This window comes from Cyanobium sp. ATX 6A2 (assembly GCF_024346355.1).
Taxonomy (GTDB): Bacteria; Cyanobacteriota; Cyanobacteriia; order PCC-6307; family Cyanobiaceae; genus NIES-981.
Genome location: NZ_JAGQCU010000001.1, coordinates 45604 through 70436 on the forward strand (window position 1 = coordinate 45604; position 24833 = coordinate 70436).

The window sequence follows — 24833 nt, forward strand, 5'->3', positions numbered from 1 at the left end:
GCACAGCCGCTCCAACGCCCATGAGCCAGCTCCTCACCGCCACACCCACCGACCTGGCCGCTGACGGTGCCCGCCTGGCCCGCAGCCTCGAGGAGCTCGGACAGATCGGCCGCCTGCCCTCCGGAGCCGTGCGGCGGCTGGCCTTCAGCGAGGAGGACCGGGCTGCCCGTGCCCTGGTGCATGGCTGGATGGAGGAGGCGGGCATGGCGGTGCGCGTCGACGCCGCCGGCAACCTGATCGGTCGCTACGACGGGCTCCGCCCCGGGGCCCCGGTGATGGCCACCGGATCGCACATCGACACGGTGCCGGAGGGGGGGCTCTATGACGGTGCCCTTGGCGTGCTGGGCGGTATCGAGGTGGTGCGGGTGCTGGCCGAACACCAGCTGCGCCTGCAGCACCCCATTGAGGTGATCGCCTTCGCCGACGAGGAGAGCACCATGGTGGGCTGCAAGTCGATGGTGGGGCACGCCTCCGAGGATCCCGACAGCTACGCCACAGCCCTGGGGGTGCCGATCCAGGAGGGGCTGGCCAGCATCGGCGGCGACTGGCAGCAGCGCCCCGGCGCCCGCCGCAGCCGCCAGGAGATTGCCGCCTTCCTGGAGCTGCATGTGGAGCAGGGCGGCGTGCTGGAGGCGGTGGGCAAGCAGATCGGCGTGGTGGAGGGGGTGGTGGGTCAGCAGCGCTACATCATCCGCGTCAGCGGCCAGGCCAACCACGCCGGCACCACGCCGATGGAGATGCGCCGCGACGCCCTCACCACCGCCGCCCAGATCATCCTGGCGATCGAGGACATGGCCCTGCACTACCCCGGCGATCCGGTGGCCACGGTGGGCAAGCTCACGGTGTGGCCCAACGCGGCCAACATCGTGCCCGGCCAGGTGGAGTTCAGCCTCGACATGCGCGATCTCTCCCATGACGTGATCGACCACATGAAGGCCCAGCTGGAGCGCCGCATCGAGACGATCGCCGTGGCCCGACGCACGCGCATCGCCATGACGCCCCAGTTCGTGGTGGATCCCAGCCCAGCCGATCCGATGGTGCAGGAGGTGATCAGTGAGACCTGCGCCGACCTCGGCCTCAGCTACACCCACCTGCCCAGCCGCGCCAGCCACGACGCCCAGGAACTGGGGCGGCTCACGGCCATGGGCATGATCTTCGTGCCCAGCCGCGACGGCGTGTCGCACTCCGCCGATGAGTTCACCTCGCCCCAGCAGTGCGAGCAGGGTGTGAACGTACTGCTGCACAGCCTGATCCGCCTCGATGCCAGCCTCTCGGGCTGATCCCTCGCCAGCCATGGCCCCAGATTCAGCCGCGGCACAGGGCCCCGCTCCCGACGCCATCGTGGTGGGTTCCGGCGCCACCGGCGGAGTGGCGGCGATGGTGCTGGCCGAAGCCGGGCTGCGGGTGCTGGTGCTGGAGGCTGGTCCGCAGCTCCAGCCGGCCCAGGCCTATGGCGGCGAACCTCTGAACAGCCTGCGCCGCGTCGCCAACCTCGCCAGCGGCAAACAGCGCCTGCAACGCCACCATCCCGGCTTCTGGAAGCAGAACCCCGATCTGTTCGTCGATGAGCGCCGCAACCCCTACAGCACGCCGGCGGATCAGCCCTTCCTGTGGACCCGGGGCCGCCAGGTGGGCGGCCGCAGCCTCACCTGGGGCGGCATCACCCTGCGGCTGAGCGACTACGAATTCAAGGCCGGCGAGCGCGATGGTCGCAGCCCCAGCTGGCCGATCAACAGCGCCGATCTGGCCCCCTTCTACGACCGGCTGGAGCCGTTGCTGGGGGTGCACGGCCAGGCCGATGGCCTGCCCCAGCTCCCGGATGGCCGCTACGCCCCGCCGCTGCCCTTCACCCCCGCGGAGCTCCAGCTGGCCCAAGCGGTGCGCGAGCGCCTGGGCCTGCCCTTCATCCACTCCCGCGGCGTGCGTCTGCACGACGGCCTGCCCAAGCCCCACGGGCGGCGGTGGCCACGCTCCGCCAGCCCCGGCAGCACCCTGACCCGGGCTCTGGCCACGGGCCGCACCCAGCTGCGCAGTGAGGTGGTGGTGAGCCACGTGCTGCTCCACCCCGATCAGCGCCGGGTGCGTGGAGTGGAGGTGGTGGACGCGCGCAGCGGTGCGCGGGAGGTGCTGGAGGCCCCGCTGGTGGTGCTCTGCGCCTCCACGATCGAAAGCCTGCGCATCCTGCTGCACTCGGCCGAGAGCGAGCGCCGGGGGGGGCTGGTGGATCCCTCGGGATGCCTGGGCCGCTACCTGATGGATCACATCTCCACCAGCCGCTTCTTCTCCCTGAGCGATGTGCGGCCCCCGGACCAGCCCGCGGAGCTCTCGGGCGCCGGCAGCTGCTTCATCCCCAACACCTGCAATCTGGATGAGCCCGGCGGCGCCGGATTCCAGCGTGGCTACGGAATCTGGAGCGCGGTGCAGCGCTTCGATCCGCCCCGGCTGCTGCGCCGCCGGCCCGGCGAGGCCTGCGGCTTCCTGATCGGCCATGGCGAGGTGCTGCCCCACCCCGACAACCGGGTGACCCTCGAGCGTGAGCGCCGGGATGCCTGGGGGTTGCCCATCCCCCACATCGCCATGGCCTGGGGCGAGAACGAGCGCGCCATGGTGCGGCACATGCAGGAGCGCATGGCGGTGGTGGTGGCGGCGGCGGGAGGCACGATCCGGCCGATCGAGGACCTGTTTGTGCTGCCGTTGCTGGAGCCCTGGATCCGCTCCAGCCACGCGATGAGTGCCGCAGCGCCACCACCGGGGTATTACATCCACGAACTGGGGGGAGCCCGCATGGCCACCACCCCCGAGCAGGGGGTGCTGAACCCCTGGAATCAGTGCTGGCAGGCTCCCAACCTGCTGGTGGTGGACGGGGCCTGCTGGCCCAGTGCCGGCTGGCAGAGCCCCACGCTCACGTCAATGGCGATCACCTGGCGGGCCTGCGCGGGGGCGGCCGAGCGGCTGCGGCGTGGCAATGGCCTCAGCACGGCGCAGCCGGCGGGCGTCAGCGCTCCCTGACGCCAGCACCGATCCGGTGTCGGAGGCCACAAACCCACCCGGAGGTGCTGCGCACAATGGCGAGGCGACCTGTAACCGGGTCGGGCAAGGGAGAACACGAGCGGGGGATGGCTCCCCCGCTTTTTTCTTGCTCAGCGCAGGCCATCTCCTTAACGCAGGAAGAGGCCATTGAGGTAGTGCTGCTGCACGCAGGCGTCCTTGCAGCCGTGCTGGAACAGAAAACCGGCCAACGCTGAGGTGATCAGGCGGTACTGATCCCACTGGGGATGCTGCTCGATGAACTGGCGCATGCCGTCAAACAGCACCTCCGGCACCTCGGCCTCAAGGCTGATGGCCGCATCGCTGGGGTCCTGTGGCATGGCACTCCGTACTGCTCGGTAGCCCCCACTACGCCACAGCGTTGGGGGTGGCGTCAAAGCGACCCGCCGCCGGCGGAATCACCCCGGCCATCGCTGAGACTGCTTCCAGCCACTGGGTTCCGGGGAAGGGCGGCAGCGAGCCGATGGGCGCCAAAGGCGAGGCGTGGGGCTGTCAAGACGACGAGGGCCAGCTGAACACTTTCCCCAGACAGCACGGCGGCGCCAGCTGGAGCTGACGCCAGGCTGTGGAAAACCATGGACAGATCCGGGGAAAACCTCGGCCCCATGGGGAATCGGCGCAGCGATCAGCAAACCTGATCACAGCCAAATCCGCAGCGTCGCAGTCGCCACAAGACAGGAGGCGAGACCCCGGCGCCGTGTCCCGGCCCAGCGGCCAGGTCGCCCCTGGAAGCAGCGTTCGCTGGGCGCTGCAAAAGCACAACGCCCAGGCGAGGATGGGGGGATGGCCCTACGCCTTCCCCCCTTCCAGCCCCTGCCACCGCCGCCGCCACCGGAAGGCCAGCCCCTGCTGGAGGTGTCGATCGCCCAGCTGCAGCCCACCCAACTGTGCGTGGGCCTGGCGGAAGTGCGCAGCCGGCAGGCGGATTTCCGCATCGAAAACAACCGGGAACGGCGCGACTATCTGGGCAGCAAACCCGTGCCCCTGGTGCGCAGCGCCGACGGCGCCCTGTGGATGGTGGACCGCCATCACCGGCTGCGGGCCCTGATGGAGCTGATGCCCCAGGCCACGGCCTTCGGCTACATCGCCCTCCAGCTCGACAGCGACGACCGCAGCACCGTGCTGGCTGAGCTGCAGCGTCGCGGCTGGCTGTACCTCTACGACGGCCGCGGCCTGGGGCCCCTCCATCCCCATGTGCTGCCCGCCACTCTGCTCGGGCTGCAGGACGACCCCTACCGCAGCCTGGTGTGGAAGCTCAAGCGGGAGGGGGTGGTGCAGCCGGCACCGCTGATTCCCTTCCACGAATTCCGCTGGGGCGCCTGGCTGCGGCGGCGCCCCCTGCCGCCCTTCAGCTCCGCCCGTCTGGAGCCGGCGCTGCCCTCGGCCCGGGCCCTGGCGCGATCCACCGCGGCCTCCCACCTGGCCGGCTGGACCGGCCTGCGCTGAACCGGCTGGCCCTGAACCGCGCAGACAGCCGGCGGCGCTGCAGCCAAGCTGGGCCGACCTGAACGCCACCAGCGCTTGACCGCCTTCCTCGCCACCAACCCCCTGGCGCTGTTCGCCCTGCTGCTGGGGCTGAGCGTGGTGGTGCCGCCGCTGATCCGGCGGCTGGGGCTGCCCGATCTGGTGGGTCTGCTGGCGGCGGGCGTGCTCATCGGTCCGCATGGGCTGGGCTGGCTCAGCGCCGAGGGCGAGGTGGTGCGCCTGTTCTCCGACCTGGGCGTGGTGTACCTGCTGTTCATCGCCGGCCTGGAGATCGATCTGGCCGAATTCGCCCGCATCCGCCAGCGCTCGTTCCGCTTCGGGCTGCTCACCTTCCTGTTGCCCCTGCTCACCGGACTGCTGCTGGGACTGGGATTCGGCTATTCCCTGCTCAGCAGCGTGTTGCTGGGCTCGATCCTCTCCTCCCACACCCCGCTCGGCTACCCGATCGTGCGCAGTTACGGGGAGGTGCGCGATGAGTCGGTGGTGGTGGCCATCGGCGGCACGATCTTCACCGACCTCGCGGCTCTGGTGCTGCTGGCCCTGTGCATGGGGCTGCATCGGGGCGAGGCCTCGGCTCTGGAACTGGTGGCCCTGCCCCTGCGGGTGGGGCTGTTCGGAGCCCTGGTGCTGGTGCTGATCCGTCGCCTGGGCCGACCCCTGGTGCGGCGCAGCGTCAACAACGACACCCAGCTGTTCGTGGTGGTGCTGATGGCCCTGTTCCTGGCCTCCCTGGGCGCCGAGCTGGCCGGGGTGGAGAAGATCGTGGGCGCCTTTCTGGCGGGCCTGGCGGTGAACGGCGTGCTGCCCGAAGGCCGGGTCAAGGAGCAGGTGATCTTCGTGGGCGCGGCCCTGTTCATCCCGATCTTCTTCATCAGCCTCGGCCTGCTCCTGAATCTGCCCGCCTTCGCCAGCACCCTGTTCAGTTCGCCGTTCGCCCTGCTGCTGATCACCGGACTGGTGGGTGCCAAAGGCCTGGCCTCCTGGTGGGCGGGACGGCTCTACGGCTACAGCGCCCCCCAGGTGCTCACCCTCTGGTCGCTGTCGATTCCCCAGGTGGCGGCCACCCTGGCGGCCACGTTCGTGGGCTATCGAGCCGGCCTGCTGGATGAAATGGTGCTCAACAGCGTGCTGGCGCTGATGGTGGTCACCGCCACCCTGGGGCCCTACCTCACCGCCGTGGCGATGCCGCGGCTGGGGCGGGCCAAGGCCGCCGGCCTCAACGCGTCGGCCAGCGGCCAGCGGGCCCTGGCCCGCCGGGCCCTGCGGGTGCTGGTGCCGGTGTCCAATCCCGACACCGAAGCCCCCCTGCTGCAGCTGGCCCATCTGCTGATGGGCGGTGAGGCCGACCAACCCGGCGAGCTTCTGCCCCTGGCGGTGGTCTCCACCCGCCAGGGCCAGGGCGGGGGCCCGAGCCTGCCCGCCCTGGCCAGCGCCATGGTCCAGGCCCGGAGCCTGTTGCAACGGGCCGAAGCGATTTCCAAGCCCTGGCAGGTGCCCTGCCGCAGCCTGCTGCGGGTGGATCAAGACCTGGCCGGCGGCATCGCCCTGGTGGCCGTGGAGCAGGCCAGCGACCTGGTGCTGATGGGACTCACCCCGCCCAGCCCCCTGGGGCGGTGGCTGTTCGGCGATCTCGTGGATGCCACCTGCCGCCAGGCCCCCTGTCCGGTGGTGGTGGCCCACCTGCCCCGCCCGCCCGAGGAGCTGCGTCGCCTGCTGGTGCCGATCAAGGACCTCACGGCCGGCGCCATGGAGCAGTTCCAGCTGGCCCAGCGCCTGGCCCTGGCCCTCGGGGGCGAGATCACCCTGCTCCACCTGCACGATCCGCGGCTGAGCCGGGTGGAGCGCCAGGCGCTGGTGGCGGAGCTGCAGCAGTGGCAGCCCAGTGCCACGGCCGTGCCCCTGCAGGTGGTGCTGCAGAGCCACCAGGGGGTGGAGAGCGCGATCCTGGCCGCCAGCCACAACCACGACCTGGTGATCCTGCGCTCCCAGCGGCGGCTGGTGGCGGGCCTGCCGATTCCCGCCAGTGATCTCACCAGCCAGCTGCTGCGCAGGCTGACGGGGTCGGTGCTGGTGATCAGCGATCCCCTGCACTGATCCCCTGCACTGGGCGTGGCTGTCAAGCGTGGCCGGGTGGATTAAACCGGGTGTGTGGATGGAGCCGCGGTGACCTTTCAACTTCTGCTGGTGCCCACCGATGGCTCGGAGATCTCCGCCCGGGCGGTGCACCAGGCCGTGGATCTGGCCGCTGCCCTGGGGGCTCGGGTGCGCTTCCTCCACGTACAGAACAACTACCCGATCAGCCTGGTGGGGGTGGGAGAACTGGTGGAGGCCAGCACCATCGAGGCCCTGGTGGAGGCGGCCGGCAAGCGGGCCGAGGCGATCCTTCAGGAGGCCGTGGCCGTGGCCGACAAGGCCGGTGTGCTGGCCGAGCGGGCAGTGCTGATGAACCCGCTGCCGCACAAGGCGATTCTGGAAGAGGCCAGCGCCACCGGTGCCGACCTGATCGTGATGGGATCCCATGGCCGCCGTGGGTTGGAGGGCCTGCTGCTCGGCAGCGAAACCCAGCGGGTGCTGCTCGGCAGCAGCACTCCGGTGCTGGTGGTGCGCTGAGGGAGCGGGGCAACTCCGGTGAGTGATCCAGCCCTCACGGCCTTCGGGTCCAGCTTCGGGGCCATCACCCTGGCGGAACTGGGCGACAAGACCTTCTTCATGGCGTTGATCCTGGCGGCACGCCACCAGCGGCGCTGGGTGTTCCTGGGCAGCTTCGCCGCCCTGGCCCTGGTCACCCTGCTGTCCCTGGGGGTGGGTTTCGGGCTGCGTGAACTGCTGCCCGAGCGCCTGCTGCCCTGGCTGGCTGCGCTGCTGTTCCTGGGCTTCGGCATCAAGCTGCTGCTGGAAGCCCGGGGCCTGTCACGCGATGCAGCTCAGGACGAAGCCGAGGAGGCCGAACAGGCCGTGAACGCGGCCGAGGGGCAGCGGCTGATCAGCCGTCCCCTGCCGGTGACGTGGGAAGCCTTCAGCCTGGTGTTTGTGGCCGAGATGGGCGATCGCACCCAGTTCGCCACGATCGTGCTGGCGGCGGCCCCCACCTTCACCTTTTCCGGCCTGGTGGCCGGAGCCCTGGCCGGCCATGCCCTGGTCACCGCCCTGGCGGTGGGGTCGGGCCGCTGGATCGGCCAGCGGGTCGACGAACGCCTGCTGTACCGGCTCAGCGGCGGGCTGTTCCTGCTGTTCGGCCTGGCGGCCCTGGGGCAGGCCCTGGGCTGACCCCTACGCTGCCTGCGAGCTGCACAAGCGCCAGTGGTGGCCAAGGACGAAATCAGCAGAGCCGACGAGCTGCAGACCCTGGGCTGGGTACCGGAGGACGTGCGTCGTTACGCCGAACTCTGGGACTACCGCCACCGCTGGGGGGCCATCAACCTCGAACCGGAGGACAGGGCCTTCCTGCGTAGAGCCGAGGCCGTTCTCCCCAAGCGCACCACTGGCAAGGGGTCGGTGAAGAAGACCCTGCCGGATAAATCCCACTACCGCTGGCTGGCCTTCCACCTCGAGGCGATGAACAGCAGCCCCCAGGAGCAGGGGCTGGCAGAGGGTGAGCGGGGAGCCTGGCCGATCCTGCTGGAGGAGGAGCTGCGGTTGCTCGAGGAGCTGAAGCCGGTGCTGGGCCTGCCCGACACCCTCAAGGCCCGGGACCTGCTGCCCCTGCGCGAGCAGTTGATCGCCGAAGCCGGGGCCGCTGCCCACCAGCTCGCCTTCGACTTCAATGCAGCGCTGGAGGAGCTCAAGCAGCGTGAGCGCAGCAGCTGGAAACCGCTGCGCGGCGAGGGCAACAGCGACAGCACCTATCCCGTGCTCGACTCCGAGGCGGCAGCCCGCTTCCGCACCCGCGCGGGCGAAGTGCTGGGCGAGCGCATCCGCGCCACCTTCCCCTCCCTGCAGGGCTAACGGCCGGGCCGCAACAGCACGTGGGCCAGCACGATGCCGACGCTGGCCACGGCCGCCATGGGCAGGAAGGCCCCGCTGTAGCTGCCCAGCCAGTCGCGCAGCTGGCCGGTGATCAGGGTGCCGAGCAGGGCCCCGGCCCCGTAGGCCGTGAACACCAGCCCGTAGGTCTGGGCGTAGCGCTCCGGATCGAAGCAGCGCAGGGTGGCGGCCGGAGCGATCGCCAGCCAGGCGCCCAGACTGGCCCAGAACAGGGAGAAGGCCACCAGGTAGGTGAGCAGGTCACCCTCGCCGGCTCTCGCCATCATCAGGCTGCCCACCAGCACCAGCAGGTAGGCGAGGGTGGCCACCCGGGAGGGGCGCAGGCGATCGGAGAGCCAGCCGAACAGCGGCCGGCTGGCGCCGTTGAACACGGCGAACAGGGAGATGCTGCTGGCGGCCAGAGCCGGATCGATGGCGATCACCTCCAGGCCCACCTGGCTGGAGATACCGATGGCACTGAGGCCCAGCAGGGCACCGAGGCTGTAGCAGAGCCACAGCCCCCAGAAACTACGGCTGCGCAGCAACGCTGCAGTGGGCGAAGCCTGGGGCGGGGAGCCCGCTGCCACCGCTGATGCTGGGGCTTGGCCTGCTGCATGGGCAGCGGAGTTGGGGCGATGGGGGCTGATCGGGGGGCGCCAGCCCGGCGGTGGCAGGGCCATGGCCAGGGCCACCACCACCATAAATACCAGAAAGGCCACCCCCAGCAGCTGCAGGGTGACGCCCAGCCCCTGGCTGACGATCAGCCGGTGGGCCAGCGGGGCGGTGATCAGGGGCGACAGGCCGAAGCCAACCACCACCAACCCGATCGCCAGACCCTGGCGCTCGGGAAACCATCGTGCCGCCACCGCCAGCGGCACGCCATAAGCCAGGCCCACGCCGCTGCCCACGATCACGCCATAGGTGAGCACCAGCTGGCCGATGGTCTGGCTGCGGCTGGCCAGCAGGTAGCCCAGGGCGATCACGACAGCGCCGAGCAGCATCAGGCGACGCGGACCCAGCCGCGGCAGCAGCTGGCCGCCAACCGGCATCACCAGGGCGTAGCAGAGCAGGGCCACCGTGTAGGGCAGCAGGCTCTGGGTGGCCCCCAGGCCCAGAGCCTGCTCGAGGGGCTGGCGGAAGACGCTCCAGGCATACACGGTGCCCATGCACAGATGGGCCACAGCACCGAGCGGCAGCAGCAGCCAGCGGCCCCGGGCCGCCGGCAGGCCGAACAGCCGCAGGGGGTGAGGCTGGAACCCATCCAGGGAACCTGCCGGAGAGAGGAGTGGCCCCATGGCCGCGGATCCGACGGAGCGAACCCTAAGCAGGATCGGCGGAGCTGGGCTCAGCCCTGGCCGCCGGTGCTGAGCATGGCGGCGGCTGTCCACAGCAGGATGCCGGTGACGACGAAGCCGCCGGTGGCCACGATGGCCTGCCAGATCTGGCGCACCTGAGGCGTGGGCTGACCCGCCAGCCAGGCCGGCCGGGGCGCACCCACCCCCCAGGGGGAGCCGCCGGCCGGAGCGCGGCGGGCCATCACGTCGCGCCAGTAGCCGTCGTAGCGGGGAGCCTGCTGGTTGAAGGGGCGCTCGCCAACGGCGCGTCCGGCCAGCACCCGCGAGCGCTGGAAGGGCACCTGATCCTGACCGAACTGCTCCAGATACTCGGGAGACTCGAGCAGGGCATCCACGAAAGCCGGCAGTCCCTGCTCGGCAATCACAATCGACCAGCGAATCCGCTCCTCCTCGCCGTACACGGGGCGACCCAGAACCCGGCCCACCAGCTGTTCCACCACCCGGTAGTTGCTGTTGCAGCGGTAGAAGTCGTTGCGGAACTTGTCGGAGAGCAGCAGCCCCCGGATGAAGCCGCGCGTGGAGATCTGACCACTGCGCAGACGCATCTCCAGCACCGGATCACGGTCCACGCTGAAGGCGTGGAAGAAGATCTGGCGGTAGGCCTGCTCGATCAGCACATCGGTGGCAGCGCTGTCAGCGGCCAGGTTCACCGGTGCCTGGCGGGAGGTCTCATCACCGGCGAGCAGGAAGTTGGCGACTCGGGCATTGATCGCCGACGGGCGGCTGTCGAGCAGAGGCAGGGCCATGAAGGAAGAGCGATCACCATCTCGGCGGACCGTATTCACCAACCCTGCCCATCCCAGCAGCCTTCCCCGCAACCCTCACACAAATTCACCAGCGCCCGCGGGTCCTGCAGACTCGAGCCGTTCAGCGTCCAGCCCACCGGTGAGCGCCCCACGGCACCCCCCTCCGCAGCCCCCTCAGCAGCCCCCTCGGCAGCCACCAGCCGGCTGGCATCCCCACCTCTGGCATCCCACCACCCAGGTGCGCACGGCGCCGGTGCCCCTGCTGGTGCGCCGCGCCACCGGTGCCCTGCTCGAGCTCGACGACGGCCGCCGCCTGATCGATGCCATCAGCAGCTGGTGGGTGACCCTCCATGGCCACAGCGAGCCGAGCATCGCCGCGGCGATCGCCCGCCAGGCCAGGGAGCTGGAGCAGGTGATCTTCGCCAATTTCAGCCATGCCCCGGCCGAGCGACTGGCCGAGCGGCTCAGCGCCCTGAGCGGCCTGGAGCGTCTGTTCTTCTCCGACAACGGCTCCACCGCCGTGGAGGTGGCTCTCAAGATCGCCTGGCAGTGGTGGCGCAACCGCGGCGAAGCGCGCGGCCAGCTGATCGCCTTCAGCGGCGCTTATCACGGCGACACGGTGGGAGCGATGGCGGTGGGAGCCCGCTCCCTGTTCAGCGAACCGTTTGAGCCGCTGCTGTTTGGCGTGGCCCGGGTGGACTGGCCGGCCAGCTGCTGGCACGACCCCGAGCCCGACAGCCGGGAGCAGGCCGCCCTGGCCCAGCTGGAGGCGGCCCTGCAGACCCCCACCGCGGCGGTGATCCTGGAGCCGCTGATCCAGGGGGCCTCCGGGATGGCGATGGTGAGGCCGGCCTTCGTGCAGGCGGTGGCCGAGCGGGTGCGGGCCGCCGGCTCTCTGTTGATCGCCGATGAGGTGATGACCGGCTTCGGGCGCACCGGGGCCCTGTTCGCCTGCCGGCGGGCCGGGATACAACCCGATCTGATGGCCCTCTCCAAGGGCCTCACCGGCGGCTTTCTGCCCATGGGCGTGACCCTGGCCAGTGAGCGGCTCCACCAGGGGTTCATCAGCGACGACCCCACGGCCACCTTCTTTCACGGCCACAGCTTCACCGCCAATCCATTGGGATGCGCCGCCGCCCTGGCCAGCCTCGACCTGTTGGAGGCCGATCCCGGGCGCTACACGGGCTTCGAGGCCCGCCACCGGCCCCTGCTCGAAGCCCTGGCCCGGCACCGGCTGGTGCGGCGGCCCCGCTGCCTGGGCACGGTGGCCGCCTTCGACGTGGCGGTGGACAACCCGGGCTACCTCAGCGCCGTGGGGCGCCGGATCCAGGGCCACTGCCTGGAGGCCGGCGTGTACCTCCGGCCCCTGGGCAACGTGGTGTACCTGCTGCCGCCCCTCTGCCTCAGCGACGCGCAGCTGGAGCGCTGCTACGCCGCCATCGGCTCGGCCCTGGATCAGGTCTGACTGAAATCAGGCCTGAAGCCCCCAGCGCCAGTGGGTGATGGCCGGGTCATCCATGCCGTGCTCGTGGGCATAGGCGCGGTGCCCGAGGATCGCCTCCTTCATGCGCTCCTTGATGTGGGCAGCGCGTGACCCGAGGCCCGGTACACGGTCGATCACATCGATCACCAGGTTGTAGCGATCGATCTGGTTGTTCATCGCCAGCTCCAGGGGCGTGTTGATGTTGCCCTTCTCCTTGTAGCCGCGCACGTGGATGTTGCTGTGGTTGGTGCGGTGGTAGGTGAGGCGGTGGATCAGCCACGGATAGCCGTGGAAGTTGAAGATCACGGGCCTGCTGGTGGTGAACAGGGTGTCGAAGTCGCGGTCGCTCAGGCCGTGGGGGTGCTCATCGGGGCTGGTGAGGGCAAACAGCTTCACCACATTGAGGACCCGGATCTTGAGGGTGGGGATCTCGTGCCGCAGAATCTCCACCGCCGCCAGGGTCTCCTTGGTGGGGATGTCACCGGCGCAGGCCATCACCACATCCGGCTCGTCGGGCTCGGTGCCGCAGTCGTCGTTGCTGGCCCAGCTCCAGAGGCCGATACCTTTGGCCACGTGGGCGCGGGCCTGCTCGAGGGTGAGGTACTGCAGATGCTTCTGCTTGTCGCTCACGATGATGTTGCAGACGTTGCTCTCAACCAAAGCCTGTTCAGCCACCGCCAGCAGACAGTTGGCATCGGCCGGTAAATACACCCGCACCACCTCACCACTCTTGTTGCCGGCCAGATCGATGAAGCCGGGATCCTGGTGGGTGAAGCCGTTGTGGTCCTGGCGCCATACGGTGCTGGAGATCAGGCAGTTCCAGGGGCCGATCGGCGCCCGCCAGGGGGCGTGGTGGATGCAGCTCTCCAGCCACTTGGCGTGCTGGTTGAACATCGAGGCGATCACGTGAGCGAAGGCCTCGTAGGTGTGGAAGAAGCCGTAGCGACCGGTGAGCAGATAGCCCTCCATCATTCCCACCAGGGTGTGCTCGCTGAGCATCTCCACCACCCGACCGGAACGGGCCAGTTCGCTGCCGTTGAGGTCCTCGGGGAGGAACTGCTCCATCCACACTTTCTTGCTGCGCTCATAGATCGCCTGGAGCCGGTTGGAGGCCGTTTCATCCGGCCCGAACACCCGCAGGGAATCGGGGTTGAGGCCGATGGCATCGCGCAGCAGCTCGCCGAGCGGGTAGGTGTTCTCGGCCTCGAGCTGTCCGGGGGCCTCCAGGGCCACCTCATAGCGCTCGATTGGCGGCAGGTGCAGCTTGTGGCGCAGCAGGCCGCCATTGGCGTGGGGATTGGAGCCCATGCGCCGGTGGCCCTGGGGGGAGAGCTCCTGGAGCTCGGGGATGAGGGTGCCGTTGGCGTCGAAGAGTTCCTCGGGCCGGTAGCTCTCCATCCACTCCACCAGCATCTGCAGCTGGGCCGGATCGCTCTGGGGCGCGCTCAGGGGCACCTGGTGGGCGCGCCAGAAGTCCTCGATTTTCTTCTCGCCCAGCGCCTTGGGGCCCGTCCAGCCCTTGGGGGAGCGCAGCACGATCATCGGCCAGGCGGGCCGCGACACGTTGTTGGGGTCGTTGCTGGCTCTGGCCTCGGCCCGGATGGCCAGGATGCGGCCGACGGCGGTGTCCATCGCTGCTGCCATGGCGGCGTGCATGGCCATCGGCTCGCTGCCCTCCACGAACAGCGGCTCCCAGCCGTAGCCGCGCATCAGGCAGGCCAGCTCCTCGCGGGGGATGCGGGCCAGCAGGGTGGGGTTGGCGATCTTGTAGCCATTGAGGTGCAGCACCGGCAGCACGGCGCCGTCGCTGATCGGGTTGAGAAACTTGTTGATGTGCCAGCTGGTGGCCAGGGGGCCGGTTTCGGCCTCGCCGTCACCCACGCAGGCGATGGCGATCAGGTCAGGGCTGTCGAACACCGCCCCGCAGGCGTGGGAGAGCACATAGCCCAGCTCGCCACCCTCATGGATCGAACCGGGGGTTTCCGGGGTGCAGTGGCTGCCGATGTGGCCCGGGAAGGAGAACTGCTTCATGAACCGCTTCATGCCCTCAACGTCCTGCGACTTATCGGGATAGATCTCGCTGTAGGAGCCATCCAGATAGGTGGGAGCAAGCACGCCGGGGGCGCCGTGGCCCGGGCCGGACAGGTAGATCATGTCCAGGTCGTGCCGGCGGATCAGCCGGTTGGCATGGGCCCAGATGAACGACTGGCCGGGGCTGGAACCCCAGTGACCCAGCAGCCTGCTCTTGATGTGCTCAGGACGCAGCGGTTCCCGCAGCAGCGGGTTGCTACGCAGGTAGATCATCCCCACCGCCAGGTAGTTGGCTGCCCGCCACCAGGCATCGATCTTCTGCAGCTCGTCGCTGGTGGCCGGGGTGGTGGTGAGGCTGGTGGCCGGGCTGGGCACCGCTGCGCCAGTGGGCTGGAGGGTGGTGGTCATGACGGGGGGAGCTTCGTCAAAAGCACTATGGACTCATCCGGTTAAGAGTGGCCAAAGAAAGGAATGCGGGTTAGGGACGCATGACAGATGTCCGCCTTGAGCGCCGACATCAGCCCTCTCCCCAGTCGGGAGGAAGACTCGGGCCCGCACGCAGCTGATGTGCTGCAGGTGGTCTGGATGAGGAGATCACGCGAGACTCACTGAGCCAGAGAGAAACAAAGGTGGGTGCTAGATAAAAGTCATTCAATCCTCATCCGCTTGTCCTCAACTTCTTTTTGCAGAGGCTCATACACTTCTTTGTTCGCTTCCGCTTCAACAACCTGAGGATTCTTATAGTCCAAGACGGCCTGTGCTCCAAACACAACCCCAGGGATCACAAAGAAAACCCCGAGAATGTATCCCGGGACGATCCAAGGAGAGCGCCTTGCACCATTCGCCAAGGCCTGAGCCGAGCGCATGGGAAGCCTGTAGAGAGGCGGTATTGCGGCAAACAACGCAACGCTCAAACCATTATAGAGAATATGAACAATTGCAATCTGCAGAGCCACAACCTGATAGTCACCCGTGATTGCGGTGGCAGACATGAGGGCTGTTATCGGGGTGCCGATATTGGCCCCCAGAGTAAAGGGATAAACCTGGGCGAGGGTGAAGATTCCGGCGCCAGCCATGGGCACAATCAGAACGGTCGTGAGGGTCGAGGACTGGACTATCAAGGTTGTCACCAACCCAGATAAAACGGCAAGAGCGCCGGTCTTGCCAATAGCAGCATTAAAGAGACGGTAAGCCCTGCCTGTGACAACCTTGGACAACATGATATTCAGTCCATAGATAACCGCTAGCACAGAGATGATCCCACTAATAATCATCACAACGCCATCGATACCTCCTGGAAGCAGTCGAATGAGATCGCGAATCTCGCTGATCAAGGGGCGGGTAATGGTGCGGATAAAGTCGAATTGTGACACTGAAATGTCGTCCGAACCCTGAAACCAGTTGGCTAAGTATCCCGAAAGCTGCTCCAGCGGGTGAAACAACAGTTCGAGGGGCAAAAAGATCAGGATCGTGAATAGATTGAAAAAGTCGTGAACTGTCGCCGCTGAAAATGACCGGTTGAAGGCTTCGCTATCTTTGACATTGCCAAGTGCCGCCAACGTGTTGGTGACCGTGGTTCCCATATTGGAGCCCATGATCATGGGGATCGCGATGGCGATGGGCAAACCGCCTCCCACCAGGCCCACAATCACGGAGGTCACCGCACTCGAAGACTGAACCAATGCCGTGGCCAGAACACCCAGGATGACGCCGACAAGTGGATTATTCGCGAACTCGAAGATTGCCGCAGCTCCATCTGAGCCACCGGATACAGATCGAAAGCCTTGACTGAGAACACCCACTGAAACCATCAGCAGGTAAACGAGAAGGATAACGGTGAGCCACTGCAGCCACCGTTGGGCACTGCCTGTGTGCTTTGAAGAATCTCCAGGCCCATCTCCAGGCGTGGGAGTGCCATTGTGGGCTTTCAGGCCAGTGGTCATCGACCAAGCCAAGAAACTGCCTCACAAGCGTGACCGATATCTGAGGAGTCATGGTTAAGAGCGTCATAAGGAATGCCGACTCAGCCAATTCCCTTAACTGTGTTCTTAGCAACTTAACTATCCTTACATCATTCCGAAAGCATGCCCGTAGCCAATGAATTCGCCATCATCAGTCTGCATGCGATCATCGTGAAGACCGTTTACCGCTTGGGCTCGGTTTCAGGGGAGCACCACTTCCTGGAGGGAGGGGGGCTTGCTGGGTGGGCACGATGCGTGATCCAACCAGCGCTTGCTCTCTTCATCCTGATAGACGTTTTATTGAGCACTGATGAGGCAAACACCGATCACCTGCCACCCAGCAGCCACCAACCCCAGCCAAGACACGCTGATTCTGGCCATTGTCGCCGCCTATGCGGCAACATTCATCGTCTTCGGTTTGGCCGTTGATGGGCCAGGCAAGGTGGTTCGCGGTATCGCCGCGATCCTCGCCTCTCGCGACACCCTGCTCACCGATTATTTCGGCATCGCCGGTATCGGTGGAAGTCTGGTGCATACCGGGATCCTCACGCTGCTGGCCTGTGCCCTCTATCACCAGGTGCGGGCGCCCATCGGTGGGGCGTCGTTGGCCTGCCTGTTTCTAGTGCTGGGCTTCGGCCTGTTTGGCAAAAACCTGCTGAACGTGTGGTTCATTGTTGCCGGTGTGTGGATGTATGCCCGTTATCGTGGCGAACCCTTTGCGAAGCATATCAACACGGCGTTCTTCGGAGCCGCGCTGGCACCTGTCGTCACCGAGATTCTATTCAGCACGATCCTACCTACCGCCATCAGTCTGCCCTTGGCCGTGGTCACCGGCCTGCTGATCAGCTTCATTCTCCCTCCGGCAGCAGCTCAGCTCTCCAAGGCACACATGGGCTTTGCGCTTTATAACGTCGGCTTCACTGCTGGCCTCATTGGTGTGTTGGTCGTCGCGCTGTTAACGTCCTATGACCTTGTACCGGAGCCGGTATTCATCTGGACAACAGGTCACAACCTTCAGCTCGGGATCTTCATGGGTGTGATCTTCTTGTCCTTGATGATGCTCGGCCTGGCGATCGACAAGCGTGCACCAGCCAGGCTCAAAGATGTGCTGCGCTCATCCGGGCAGGCACCCAGCGACTTCATTGACCTGGCTGGACTGGGTGCGACACTGCTCAACATCGGCCTCACTGGATTGCTGGCGATGGCCTACATCCTGGCCATCGGTGGCGATATCAATGGTCCGGTGATTGCTGGCTTGCTGTCCGTTGCAGGCTTCGGCGCCTTCGGCAAGCATCCGTTCAACATCACGCCGGTCATGGTGGGAGTGGTGCTCGGCTCTCTGGCGAAACCATGGGGGATTGCCGATCCAGCCATCCAGCTCGCTGCTCTCTTTTCCACCAACCTGGCGCCGGTTTCAGGACACTTCGGTTGGCGCTGGGGAACCGTGGCCGGTTACATTCACTCCTCTGCGGCGCTCAGTGTTGGCTCTGTGCACGGTGGGCTCAATCTCTACAACAATGGTTTTGCTTCGGGCATCGTCGCATCCGTGCTGGTGCCCGTGATCATCTCCATCAATGAGGTTCAGAAACGCCGTAGACAACCGTGAACAGAGCATCCCAGGATCTGCTGGAGCAAGCACATACTCAACGCAGGATCAATCAGCGTAAGATCGATCAGCACAGGATCAAAGGGATCGACTCCTGAATCCCATCAGGCGGCTTGCGGTTGATCACATGCCCTCATCCCCACTGCCGCAGAGGGCGAACGCCCGCTGCGGCGACGGGGCTGAGCCGCCAGCAGCCGCCGTTCGGAATACGGGTCGAGCACAACATGCACCGGCCGCTTCCGGCGATCCTGGTAGGTCCCGAACTCCACTCCCTCGGGAACAACGGTGAGCTGACGGATCGAACCGTCACGGAACAGGAACAGGGGCATGGAACGGCAGAGATCTATGGCTGCATTCCGCCATACCGAGGGGTGCTTGTCGAGGTCAGGGGCGTCTGCAATAAGACTTCGCAATCTGTGTCACAGACAACCCTCAGTCCCGCAGCCCGCGCACGTGGCTGACGATCCCGGCAGCATCGATGCCCTGGTGGGGGAACTGCTCCCAGAGGCCACCACAGCCCTCCCGCCAGGTGCCCAGGTGGCCGTAGCGGGGGGTGAAGCCGCGCTCCAGCAGCCAGGTGCCGAAACGGCTGCCCAGGCCGGTGCGGCGGTTGAAGCTCTCCACCACCAGCACGAAGGGCTGACGGCCCAGCTCCGCCAGCATCGCCTCATCCACCACGTTGAGCGTGGCCTTGTTCACCAGGCCCACCTCCAGACCCTCCTCGCGCAGCTGCTCCACGGCATCGAGGCAGCGGTAGAGCGACTCGCCGAAGCTCACGATCACCCCATCGCCCCCCCGACGAACCCATTCATCCCGACCCGGATGGAACACGTAGTCCTCGCCGTAGAGGTCGTGGCCCTGGTGGTCGAGCAGGTTGGGCACCTTGGAGCGGGTGGAAAACACGAAGCGCAGCCCTGGATCCTTGAACACCGCCTGCACGCAGGCCCCCATCTGGCCGGCGTCGGCGGGGAAGTAGAGCCGGGTGCTGTTCCCCTCCTCCAGCCCATTGTCGGCGAACAGGTTGTTGAGGCCGAAATGGCAGGTGTTGTCGGCCATGTCGTCGATGCCGGCATGGGAGAAGTGGGCCAGCACGTTGGCACCATTGAGCCGCGCCATGGTGATCTCGGAGATGCACATCTCCAGGAAGGCGCTGAAGGTGGCGAAGATCCCCTGGCGGCCAGCCTCCATGCCGAAACCAGCCGCGGCGGAGAAATTGGCACGCTCCATGATGCCGCCGCGCACGAAGATCTCCGGGTAGGCCTTGCGGATCTGGGCCAGGCCGCAGGAGCCCTCCAGATCGCTGTCCACACACAGCACCCGTTGTTTGCGTTGCTCCGGCGACAGCCCAGCCAGGATCTCCACCAGGGTGTCGCCGAACACGTTGCGGTTGGCCTCCATGCGCTCGCCGCTGCCGCGGCGGCCGGTGGGGTTCTCCGGTTTGGTGATCGCGCGCAGGTGGTCGGCCGCCTCCTGGCGGCCACGGGCCTCGAGATAGGTGATCGCCCGGTCCACCGGAATCACGTCGTGGCCGTGGGTGGAGCCTTCGATGCCGGCGATGCCCACCGCCATCGGCCGGCGGTTGATCAGGGCCACCGGGCCGTCGCTGAGCACCGCCTGGCGCAGTCGCCGGTGGAGGTCGTCAAGGTCCTCTCCGTCCCCGGACAGGGTCGCCAGACCATGACCCGCCAGGGTGCTCTCCAGGTCGTAGCCCGGCATGTAGTCGGAGGGGTGGCCGGCGATCGTCACGTCGTTGTCGTCGATCAGCAGCTTCACGTTGAGCCCGTGGGCCACCGCAAAGCGGGCCGCCTCGGCGTCATCCCCCTCCTGCTGGGCGCCATCGGAGCCCAGGCACACCAGCACCCGATCGGGATTCGCCAGGGCCACACCGTTCACGAACGGCCAGAGGTGACCGAGGCGACCGGAACTGAAGGCCACCCCGGGGGTGAGGCCCAGCTCCGGGTGGCCGGGCAGGCGCGCATGGGCCTCGCGATAGCGCAGCAGCGCATCGGCCGGCAGATGGCCCTGCAGCACCGCCATCAGGTACTGGATCGCCACCCGGTGGCCGGCCTCATCAAAGAAGATCGGCACAAACCGGTCCGGGTTGCCGCGGAAGAGCGCGTCCAGCAGCACCACCTCCGGCACCACGTCGTAGGGCCCGCCGGTGTGCCCGCCCACCCCCCGGGCGGCGCCGGTGGCGGTGAAGAACACGATGGCGTCGCGGCAGAGCTGGATGTTGGCCTGCAGGTCTGCCCGCTGGCTGTCGCTGAGGCCGGGCTGGGCGAGATCGAGCGACAGCGGCCGGTAGGCGCCGAGATCGATCGGGAAGGTGGCGGGGGCGCTGGTGAGGGTCATGAACGCAGGGCAGGCTGACGGTGGCGGAAGCGCAGGGAATCGGGGCTGGCGGGATCGCCGCTGAGCTCGATCCCGGGGTCATTGGCAGCTCGGTGGCGCAGCACCTGATACACAGTCTCAACCCGATCGGCGGCATTGGCATCCGCTGCCAGCTCCTGCAGGGAGCGGGGCGACTCAGCGGCCTTCAGGGCCTCCAGCACCCGGGCCTGAAGCGCCAGGATCGCCGCAGCTGCCGTCTTGCCCGCCTCCACGCCTGGCTGGTGATAGGCGTTGATGTTTACCAGCGAGGCGTAGAGGCCCACCGCCCGCTCATAGAGGGCGATCAGGGCCCCCACCCGCAGGCCATCAACCCGGGGGATGGTGATGGTGATCGACTGGCGGCCGTTCTCATGCAGGGCCTGGCGGGTGCCCAGCAGAAAACCGCAGAGGAAATCCCCGCTGGTCACGCCAGGCTCCACCTCAATCGAGTCCCCCGAGCGGTCGTCCAGCACCTCGATGAAGGTGGCGAAGAAGTTGGGGATCCCCTCCCGCAGATGCTGCACGTAGGCGTGCTGATCGGTGGAGCCCTTGTTGCCGTACACGGCGATGCCCTGATGCACCACCTGGCCATCCAGGTCGCGCTCCTTGCCGAGCGACTCCATCACCAGCTGCTGGAGGTAGCGGCTGAACAGCAGCAGGCTGTCCTTGTAGGGCAGCACCACCATGTCCTTGCTGCCTCGCCCCTCACCGGCGCAGTGCCAGCAGAGGGCGAGCAGGGCCGCCGGATTGCGGCGGATGTCACGCAGGCGGGTGCTGGCATCCATCCGTCGAGCCCCCTCCAGCAGGCCACGGATGTCGATGCCCTGCAGCGCCGCCGGCAGCAACCCCACCGCCGAGAGCTCCGAGCTGCGTCCGCCCACCCAGTCGTGCATGGCAAACCTGGCCAGCCAGTGCTGCTGCTCCGCCAGTTGGTCCATGCGGCTGCCGGGCATGGTGATCGCCACGGCCTGGGGCGGGAAATCGAGCCCCTGCCGCTCGAAGGCCTCTCGCACCTCGAGCATGCCGTTGCGGGGTTCCGGTGTGCCACCGGACTTGCTGGTGACCAGCACCAGGGTGGTGGGAAGACGCTCCTGCAGAGCGGCCAGCACCCGGTCGATGCCAGCCGGGTCGGTGTTGTCGATGAAGTGCATCGCCAGAGAGGGCTGATCCGGTGCCAGGGCCGCCGCCACGAATTGGGGCCCAAGGGCGGAACCGCCAATGCCGATCGCCAGCAGATGGGTGAACCGCTCGGCCTCGGGGGGCCTGATCCGCCCGAGGTGGATGTCGGCGGCGAAGCGCTCGATCGCCTGCAGGCCGCCGCTGATCGCCTCTCGGATGTCCGGGCTGGGGGCGCGCTGCGGGTCCCGCAGCCAGTAGTGCCCCACCATGCGCTGCTCATCCGGATTGGCGATGGCCCCGGCTTCCAGGGCCTCCATGGCCGCAAAGGCGCGATCGAACGGCTCGGCCAACCGATGCACGTCCGCCTCATCCACCGCCATGCGGCTGGCATCCAGGTAGAGATCGAGATCGGGGAGATGCACCAGCCACTGCTGGTAGCGCTGCCAGGCATCGGTCATGGGCTGAGCCGCCGGCATCGGCGGACGAGGGAATGGGTGGAAGGGGATGGCTGGAAGGGGATGGGGGCGGCTCAAAGCGGGGCGTTCCAGCAGCGGATCGCCGGCACCCCCCGATACCAGGAGAGGACGGTGAGGGTGGAGGTGTCGAGCAGAAAGTGGGCCCCAGCGGCGGGCGGCAGACCGATCCAGCGGGCGCCCAGCACCCGCAGCACATGGCCGTGGGCAAACAGGGCCAGCGGGCCATCCAGCGCCCGCACGCGCTCGATCACCCGATCCACCCGCGCGCCGATGGCCTGGGGCAACTCCCCTCCCGGACAGCCATCGCGGAACACCAGCCAGTCGGGCACTTCGGCCCGGATCTGGGCCGGGGTGCGGCCCTCGTAGGCGCCGTAGTCCCACTCCAACAGATCCGGCTCGATCTCAGCCTCGGCGCCCAGACCGGCCAGCTCGCAGGTGCGGCGTGCCCGTCGCAGCGGACTGCACAGCACCCGCTGGACGTGGCGGCCCGCCAGTGCCGGGGCCAGCCTCAGCGCCTGCTGTTCGCCGTGGGCGGTGAGGGGGATGTCGGTGCGGCCGGTGTGCTGGCCGGAGAGGCTCCATTCGGTTTCGCCATGACGGATGAGCACCACCTCACCGTGGCCGGCAGGGGGGGGGGATGCAGGCGCCGTGGAGGCCATCAGCCCGCCCCCTGCGTCATCACCACTGGCAGGGGCTGCACCCCCCACACCCGCTCGGCGTACTCACGGATGGCGCGGTCGGAACTGAAGTAGCCGCTGCGGGCGGTGTTGAGAATCGACGCACGTTGCCAGGCCGGGGGATCGGCCCACAGGCGCGAGGCCTCGTTCTGGCTGCGCAGGTAGTCGCCAAGATCAGCCAGCAGGAAGTAGGAATCGCTGCCCACGATGGTCTGCACCAGCGGCCGGAACAGGTCGGTGTCACCGTCGCTGAAGTGGCCGCGTTCGATCAGCTCGAGGGCCTCCCGCAGCAGCGGCACCCGCTCCACCCATTCCCAGGGCCGGTAGTCGCGGCGCAGCTCGGCGATCTGCTCGGTGGTGTTGCCGAACAGGAAGAAGTTCTCCGCGCCCACCTGCTCGCGGATCTCCACGTTGGCGCCGTCGAGGGTTCCGATGGTGAGCGCGCCATTGAGGGCGAACTTCATGTTTCCCGTGCCGGACGCCTCCAGGCCGGCGGTGGAGATCTGCTCCGACAGATCGGCGGCCGGGTACACCCGCTCGCCCAGCTTCACGTTGTAATCCGCGAGAAAGGCCACATTGAGCAGGCCGCGGCTGTGGGGATCGGCGTTGATCGTCTGGGCGATGCCGTTGATGAAGCGGATGATCAGCTTCGCCATCCAGTAGCCGGGCGCCGCCTTGCCTCCGAAGATCACCGTGCGGGGCACCATGCCCTCGGTGTCGCCGTGCTTGATGCGCAGGTACTGCAGCACCACCTGCAGGGCATTGAGGTGCTGGCGCTTGTATTCATGGATCCGCTTCACCTGCACGTCGAACAGGGAGGTGGGATCCACCAGCAGCTGCGACTGCTCGGCGATCACGGCGGCGAGCCGGCGCTTGCAGTCGAGCTTGCAGGCCGCCCAGCGCTGCTGGAAGCCGCTGTCGGCGGCGAGGGGTTCCAGCTCCCGCAGGCGCTCGATATGGGCCGGCCAATCGGCGCCGATGGTGTCGCCCAGCAACGCGTCCATGGGCGGATTGGCAAGGGCCAGCCAACGCCGGGGCGTCACACCGTTGGTGATGTTGGTGAACTTCTGCGGCCAGAGGGCGGCGAAATCGGGGAAGAGGTCGGTCTTCACCAAGGCGCTGTGCAGGGCCGCCACGCCGTTGACGTGGTGGGCCGCAACGGTGGCCAGATGGGCCATGCGCACCGCCCTGGGGCCGTCCTCCTGGATGATCGACACCCGCCCCAGCAGCTCGAGATCACCGGGAGCCTGCAGCCGCACCTGCTGCAGGAAGCGGGCATTGATCTCGTAGATGATCTCCAGATGACGCGGCAGCAGGGAGCCGAACAGGCCCAGCTCCCAGCGCTCCAGGGCCTCCGGCAGCAGGGTGTGATTGGTGTAGGCGATGGCGGCGCCTGTGATCTGCCAGGCTTCGTCCCAGCCCAGCTGGCGCTCATCCACCAGCAACCGCATCAGCTCGGCCACGGCGATGGCGGGATGGGTGTCGTTGAGCTGCACGGCCCAGTGGTCGGCGAAGGTCTGCACCGGGGCGCCGCGCTGGTCGAGGTGGCGCAGCATGTCCTGCAGCGAGCAGCTCACGAAGAAGTGCTGCTGCTCGAGCCGCAAACGCTTGCCCTGATCGGTGCCGTCGTTGGGGTAGAGCACCTTGGAGAGGGTTTCGCTGGCCACCTTCTCCTGCACGGCCCGCTGGAAATCACCGGCGTTGAAGGCGTGCACATCGAAGGATTCCGCCGCCACTGCGCGCCACAGCCGGATCCGGTCACAGCTGTTCACCCGGTAGCCCAGCACCGGCACGTCGTGGGGAACGCCGAGGGCCCGGTAGGCCGGCAGCCAGCGCCTGCGCTCAGCTCCAGACTGATCCCAGTAGCTCTCCACATGGCCCCCAAAGCCCACCGACACGCTCTGATCGGGGTACACCAGCTCCCAGGGCCAGCCGCCCTTGAGCCACTTGTCGGTGATCTCCACCTGCCAGCCGTCCCTGATCACCTGGTCGAAGATGCCGAACTCGTAGCGGATGCCGTAGCCACTGGCGGGGATCTCCAGGCTGGCGAGCGACTCCAGATAGCAGGCGGCCAGGCGGCCGAGGCCGCCGTTGCCCAGGCCGGGCTCCTCCTCCACCGCCAGCAGCTCCGACAGCCCCGGGCCGCCGAAGCGCTGCACGGCTTCGGCGGCCTCGCCCTGGATGCCCAGCATCAGCAGGTTGTTGCCCAGCTGGGGACCGATCAGAAACTCGGCCGAGAGGTAGGCCACCACCTTGGAGGCCCCGCCGCGCAGCTGGTCCTTGGTGGCGAGGTGGCGGGTCATCAGCCGGTCGCGCACCGCATAGCTCAGGGCCATGTAGAGGTCGTGCACGCTGGCCCCCTGCACCCGGATGCCCAAGGTGTAGAGAAGGTGTTCGGTCATGCCGTCGAACAGATCGCCGGCGCTGAGGCCGTTGCGCTGAGGATCGCCGTAACCGGCGGGAGTGGGCAGCTCGGCCCGGGAGGAGGTGCTGGTCATGGCCGCAAGGGATCG

The 24833-nt window shown here is 67.5% G+C and carries 19 protein-coding genes; 9 read left to right on the top strand and 10 right to left on the bottom strand.

The window, feature by feature from the left end:
* Positions 1–20 precede the first annotated feature (20 nt).
* Both KBY96_RS00265 and KBY96_RS00270 read left to right on the top strand, forming a co-directional pair.
* Positions 21–1280, top strand: coding sequence for a Zn-dependent hydrolase (locus KBY96_RS00265; protein WP_254977207.1), 1260 nt, complete (start codon positions 21–23; stop codon positions 1278–1280).
* Between the two features lie 13 nt (positions 1281–1293).
* Entirely contained in the window at positions 1294–3009 is a 1716-nt protein-coding gene (locus KBY96_RS00270) for a GMC oxidoreductase (protein ID WP_254977208.1), read from the top strand.
* A 149-nt stretch (positions 3010–3158) separates the two neighbouring features.
* Here KBY96_RS00270 and KBY96_RS00275 read toward each other — a convergent pair whose 3' ends face one another.
* Entirely contained in the window at positions 3159–3368 is a 210-nt protein-coding gene (locus KBY96_RS00275; RefSeq protein WP_254977209.1) for a DUF2811 domain-containing protein, read from the bottom strand.
* Positions 3369–3831: 463 nt separating this feature from the next.
* Here KBY96_RS00275 and KBY96_RS00280 point away from each other — a divergent pair, with 463 nt between their 5' ends.
* The 5 genes from KBY96_RS00280 (at position 3832) to KBY96_RS00300 (ending at position 8478) form a co-directional block, all read left to right on the top strand.
* The gene (locus KBY96_RS00280; protein WP_254977210.1) at positions 3832–4494 is read left to right on the top strand and encodes a ParB-like protein; all 663 of its coding nucleotides are present in this window, start codon (positions 3832–3834) and stop codon (positions 4492–4494) included.
* 75 nt (positions 4495–4569) lie between these two features.
* On the top strand, positions 4570–6627 hold the full coding sequence (locus KBY96_RS00285; protein WP_254977211.1) for a cation:proton antiporter: 2058 nt from the start codon (positions 4570–4572) through the stop codon (positions 6625–6627).
* 69 nt (positions 6628–6696) lie between these two features.
* Entirely contained in the window at positions 6697–7143 is a 447-nt protein-coding gene (locus tag KBY96_RS00290) for a universal stress protein (RefSeq protein ID WP_254977212.1), read from the top strand.
* 18 nt (positions 7144–7161) lie between these two features.
* The gene (locus tag KBY96_RS16345; RefSeq protein WP_254977213.1) at positions 7162–7800 is read left to right on the top strand and encodes a TMEM165/GDT1 family protein; all 639 of its coding nucleotides are present in this window, start codon (positions 7162–7164) and stop codon (positions 7798–7800) included.
* 36 nt (positions 7801–7836) lie between these two features.
* Complete coding sequence (locus tag KBY96_RS00300; RefSeq protein ID WP_254977214.1) at positions 7837–8478, top strand: hypothetical protein; 642 nt, start codon at positions 7837–7839, stop codon at positions 8476–8478.
* On the opposite strand, the gene KBY96_RS00305 is transcribed toward KBY96_RS00300, so the two are convergent.
* Positions 8475–9791, bottom strand: coding sequence for an OFA family MFS transporter (locus KBY96_RS00305; protein ID WP_254977215.1), 1317 nt, complete (start codon positions 9789–9791; stop codon positions 8475–8477). The genes KBY96_RS00300 and KBY96_RS00305 overlap by 4 nt on opposite strands.
* A 50-nt stretch (positions 9792–9841) precedes the next feature.
* The gene (locus tag KBY96_RS00310; protein WP_254977216.1) at positions 9842–10597 is read right to left on the bottom strand and encodes a phycobilisome rod-core linker polypeptide; all 756 of its coding nucleotides are present in this window, start codon (positions 10595–10597) and stop codon (positions 9842–9844) included.
* A 139-nt stretch (positions 10598–10736) separates the two neighbouring features.
* Here KBY96_RS00310 and bioA point away from each other — a divergent pair, with 139 nt between their 5' ends.
* Positions 10737–12062: an adenosylmethionine--8-amino-7-oxononanoate transaminase gene (bioA, locus tag KBY96_RS00315; protein WP_315859450.1), complete on the top strand. Its 1326-nt coding sequence runs from the start codon at positions 10737–10739 to the stop codon at positions 12060–12062.
* Positions 12063–12068: 6 nt separating this feature from the next.
* Here bioA and KBY96_RS00320 read toward each other — a convergent pair whose 3' ends face one another.
* Both KBY96_RS00320 and KBY96_RS00325 read right to left on the bottom strand, forming a co-directional pair.
* The gene (locus KBY96_RS00320; protein ID WP_254977217.1) at positions 12069–14519 is read right to left on the bottom strand and encodes a phosphoketolase; all 2451 of its coding nucleotides are present in this window, start codon (positions 14517–14519) and stop codon (positions 12069–12071) included.
* Between the two features lie 239 nt (positions 14520–14758).
* Positions 14759–16054, bottom strand: a complete 1296-nt coding sequence (locus tag KBY96_RS00325; protein WP_254977218.1) for a Na/Pi cotransporter family protein — start codon at positions 16052–16054, stop codon at positions 14759–14761.
* A 328-nt stretch (positions 16055–16382) separates the two neighbouring features.
* Here KBY96_RS00325 and KBY96_RS00330 point away from each other — a divergent pair, with 328 nt between their 5' ends.
* Complete coding sequence (locus KBY96_RS00330; protein ID WP_254977219.1) at positions 16383–17678, top strand: DUF1576 domain-containing protein; 1296 nt, start codon at positions 16383–16385, stop codon at positions 17676–17678.
* Between the two features lie 104 nt (positions 17679–17782).
* Here KBY96_RS00330 and KBY96_RS00335 read toward each other — a convergent pair whose 3' ends face one another.
* The 5 genes from KBY96_RS00335 to KBY96_RS00355 all read right to left on the bottom strand — a co-directional run bounded on the left by KBY96_RS00335 (position 17783) and on the right by KBY96_RS00355 (position 24818).
* Positions 17783–18007, bottom strand: a complete 225-nt coding sequence (locus KBY96_RS00335; protein ID WP_254977220.1) for a hypothetical protein — start codon at positions 18005–18007, stop codon at positions 17783–17785.
* Between the two features lie 103 nt (positions 18008–18110).
* The gene (locus KBY96_RS00340) at positions 18111–20030 is read right to left on the bottom strand and encodes a transketolase C-terminal domain-containing protein (RefSeq protein WP_254977221.1); all 1920 of its coding nucleotides are present in this window, start codon (positions 20028–20030) and stop codon (positions 18111–18113) included.
* Positions 20027–21625: a glucose-6-phosphate isomerase gene (locus KBY96_RS00345; RefSeq protein WP_254977222.1), complete on the bottom strand. Its 1599-nt coding sequence runs from the start codon at positions 21623–21625 to the stop codon at positions 20027–20029. The genes KBY96_RS00340 and KBY96_RS00345 overlap by 4 nt, the downstream gene beginning before the upstream one ends.
* 71 nt (positions 21626–21696) lie before the next feature.
* Positions 21697–22302: a histidine phosphatase family protein gene (locus tag KBY96_RS00350; RefSeq protein WP_254977223.1), complete on the bottom strand. Its 606-nt coding sequence runs from the start codon at positions 22300–22302 to the stop codon at positions 21697–21699.
* Positions 22302–24818, bottom strand: coding sequence for a glycogen/starch/alpha-glucan phosphorylase (locus KBY96_RS00355; RefSeq protein WP_254977224.1), 2517 nt, complete (start codon positions 24816–24818; stop codon positions 22302–22304). The genes KBY96_RS00350 and KBY96_RS00355 overlap by 1 nt, the downstream gene beginning before the upstream one ends.
* Positions 24819–24833 lie beyond the last annotated feature (15 nt).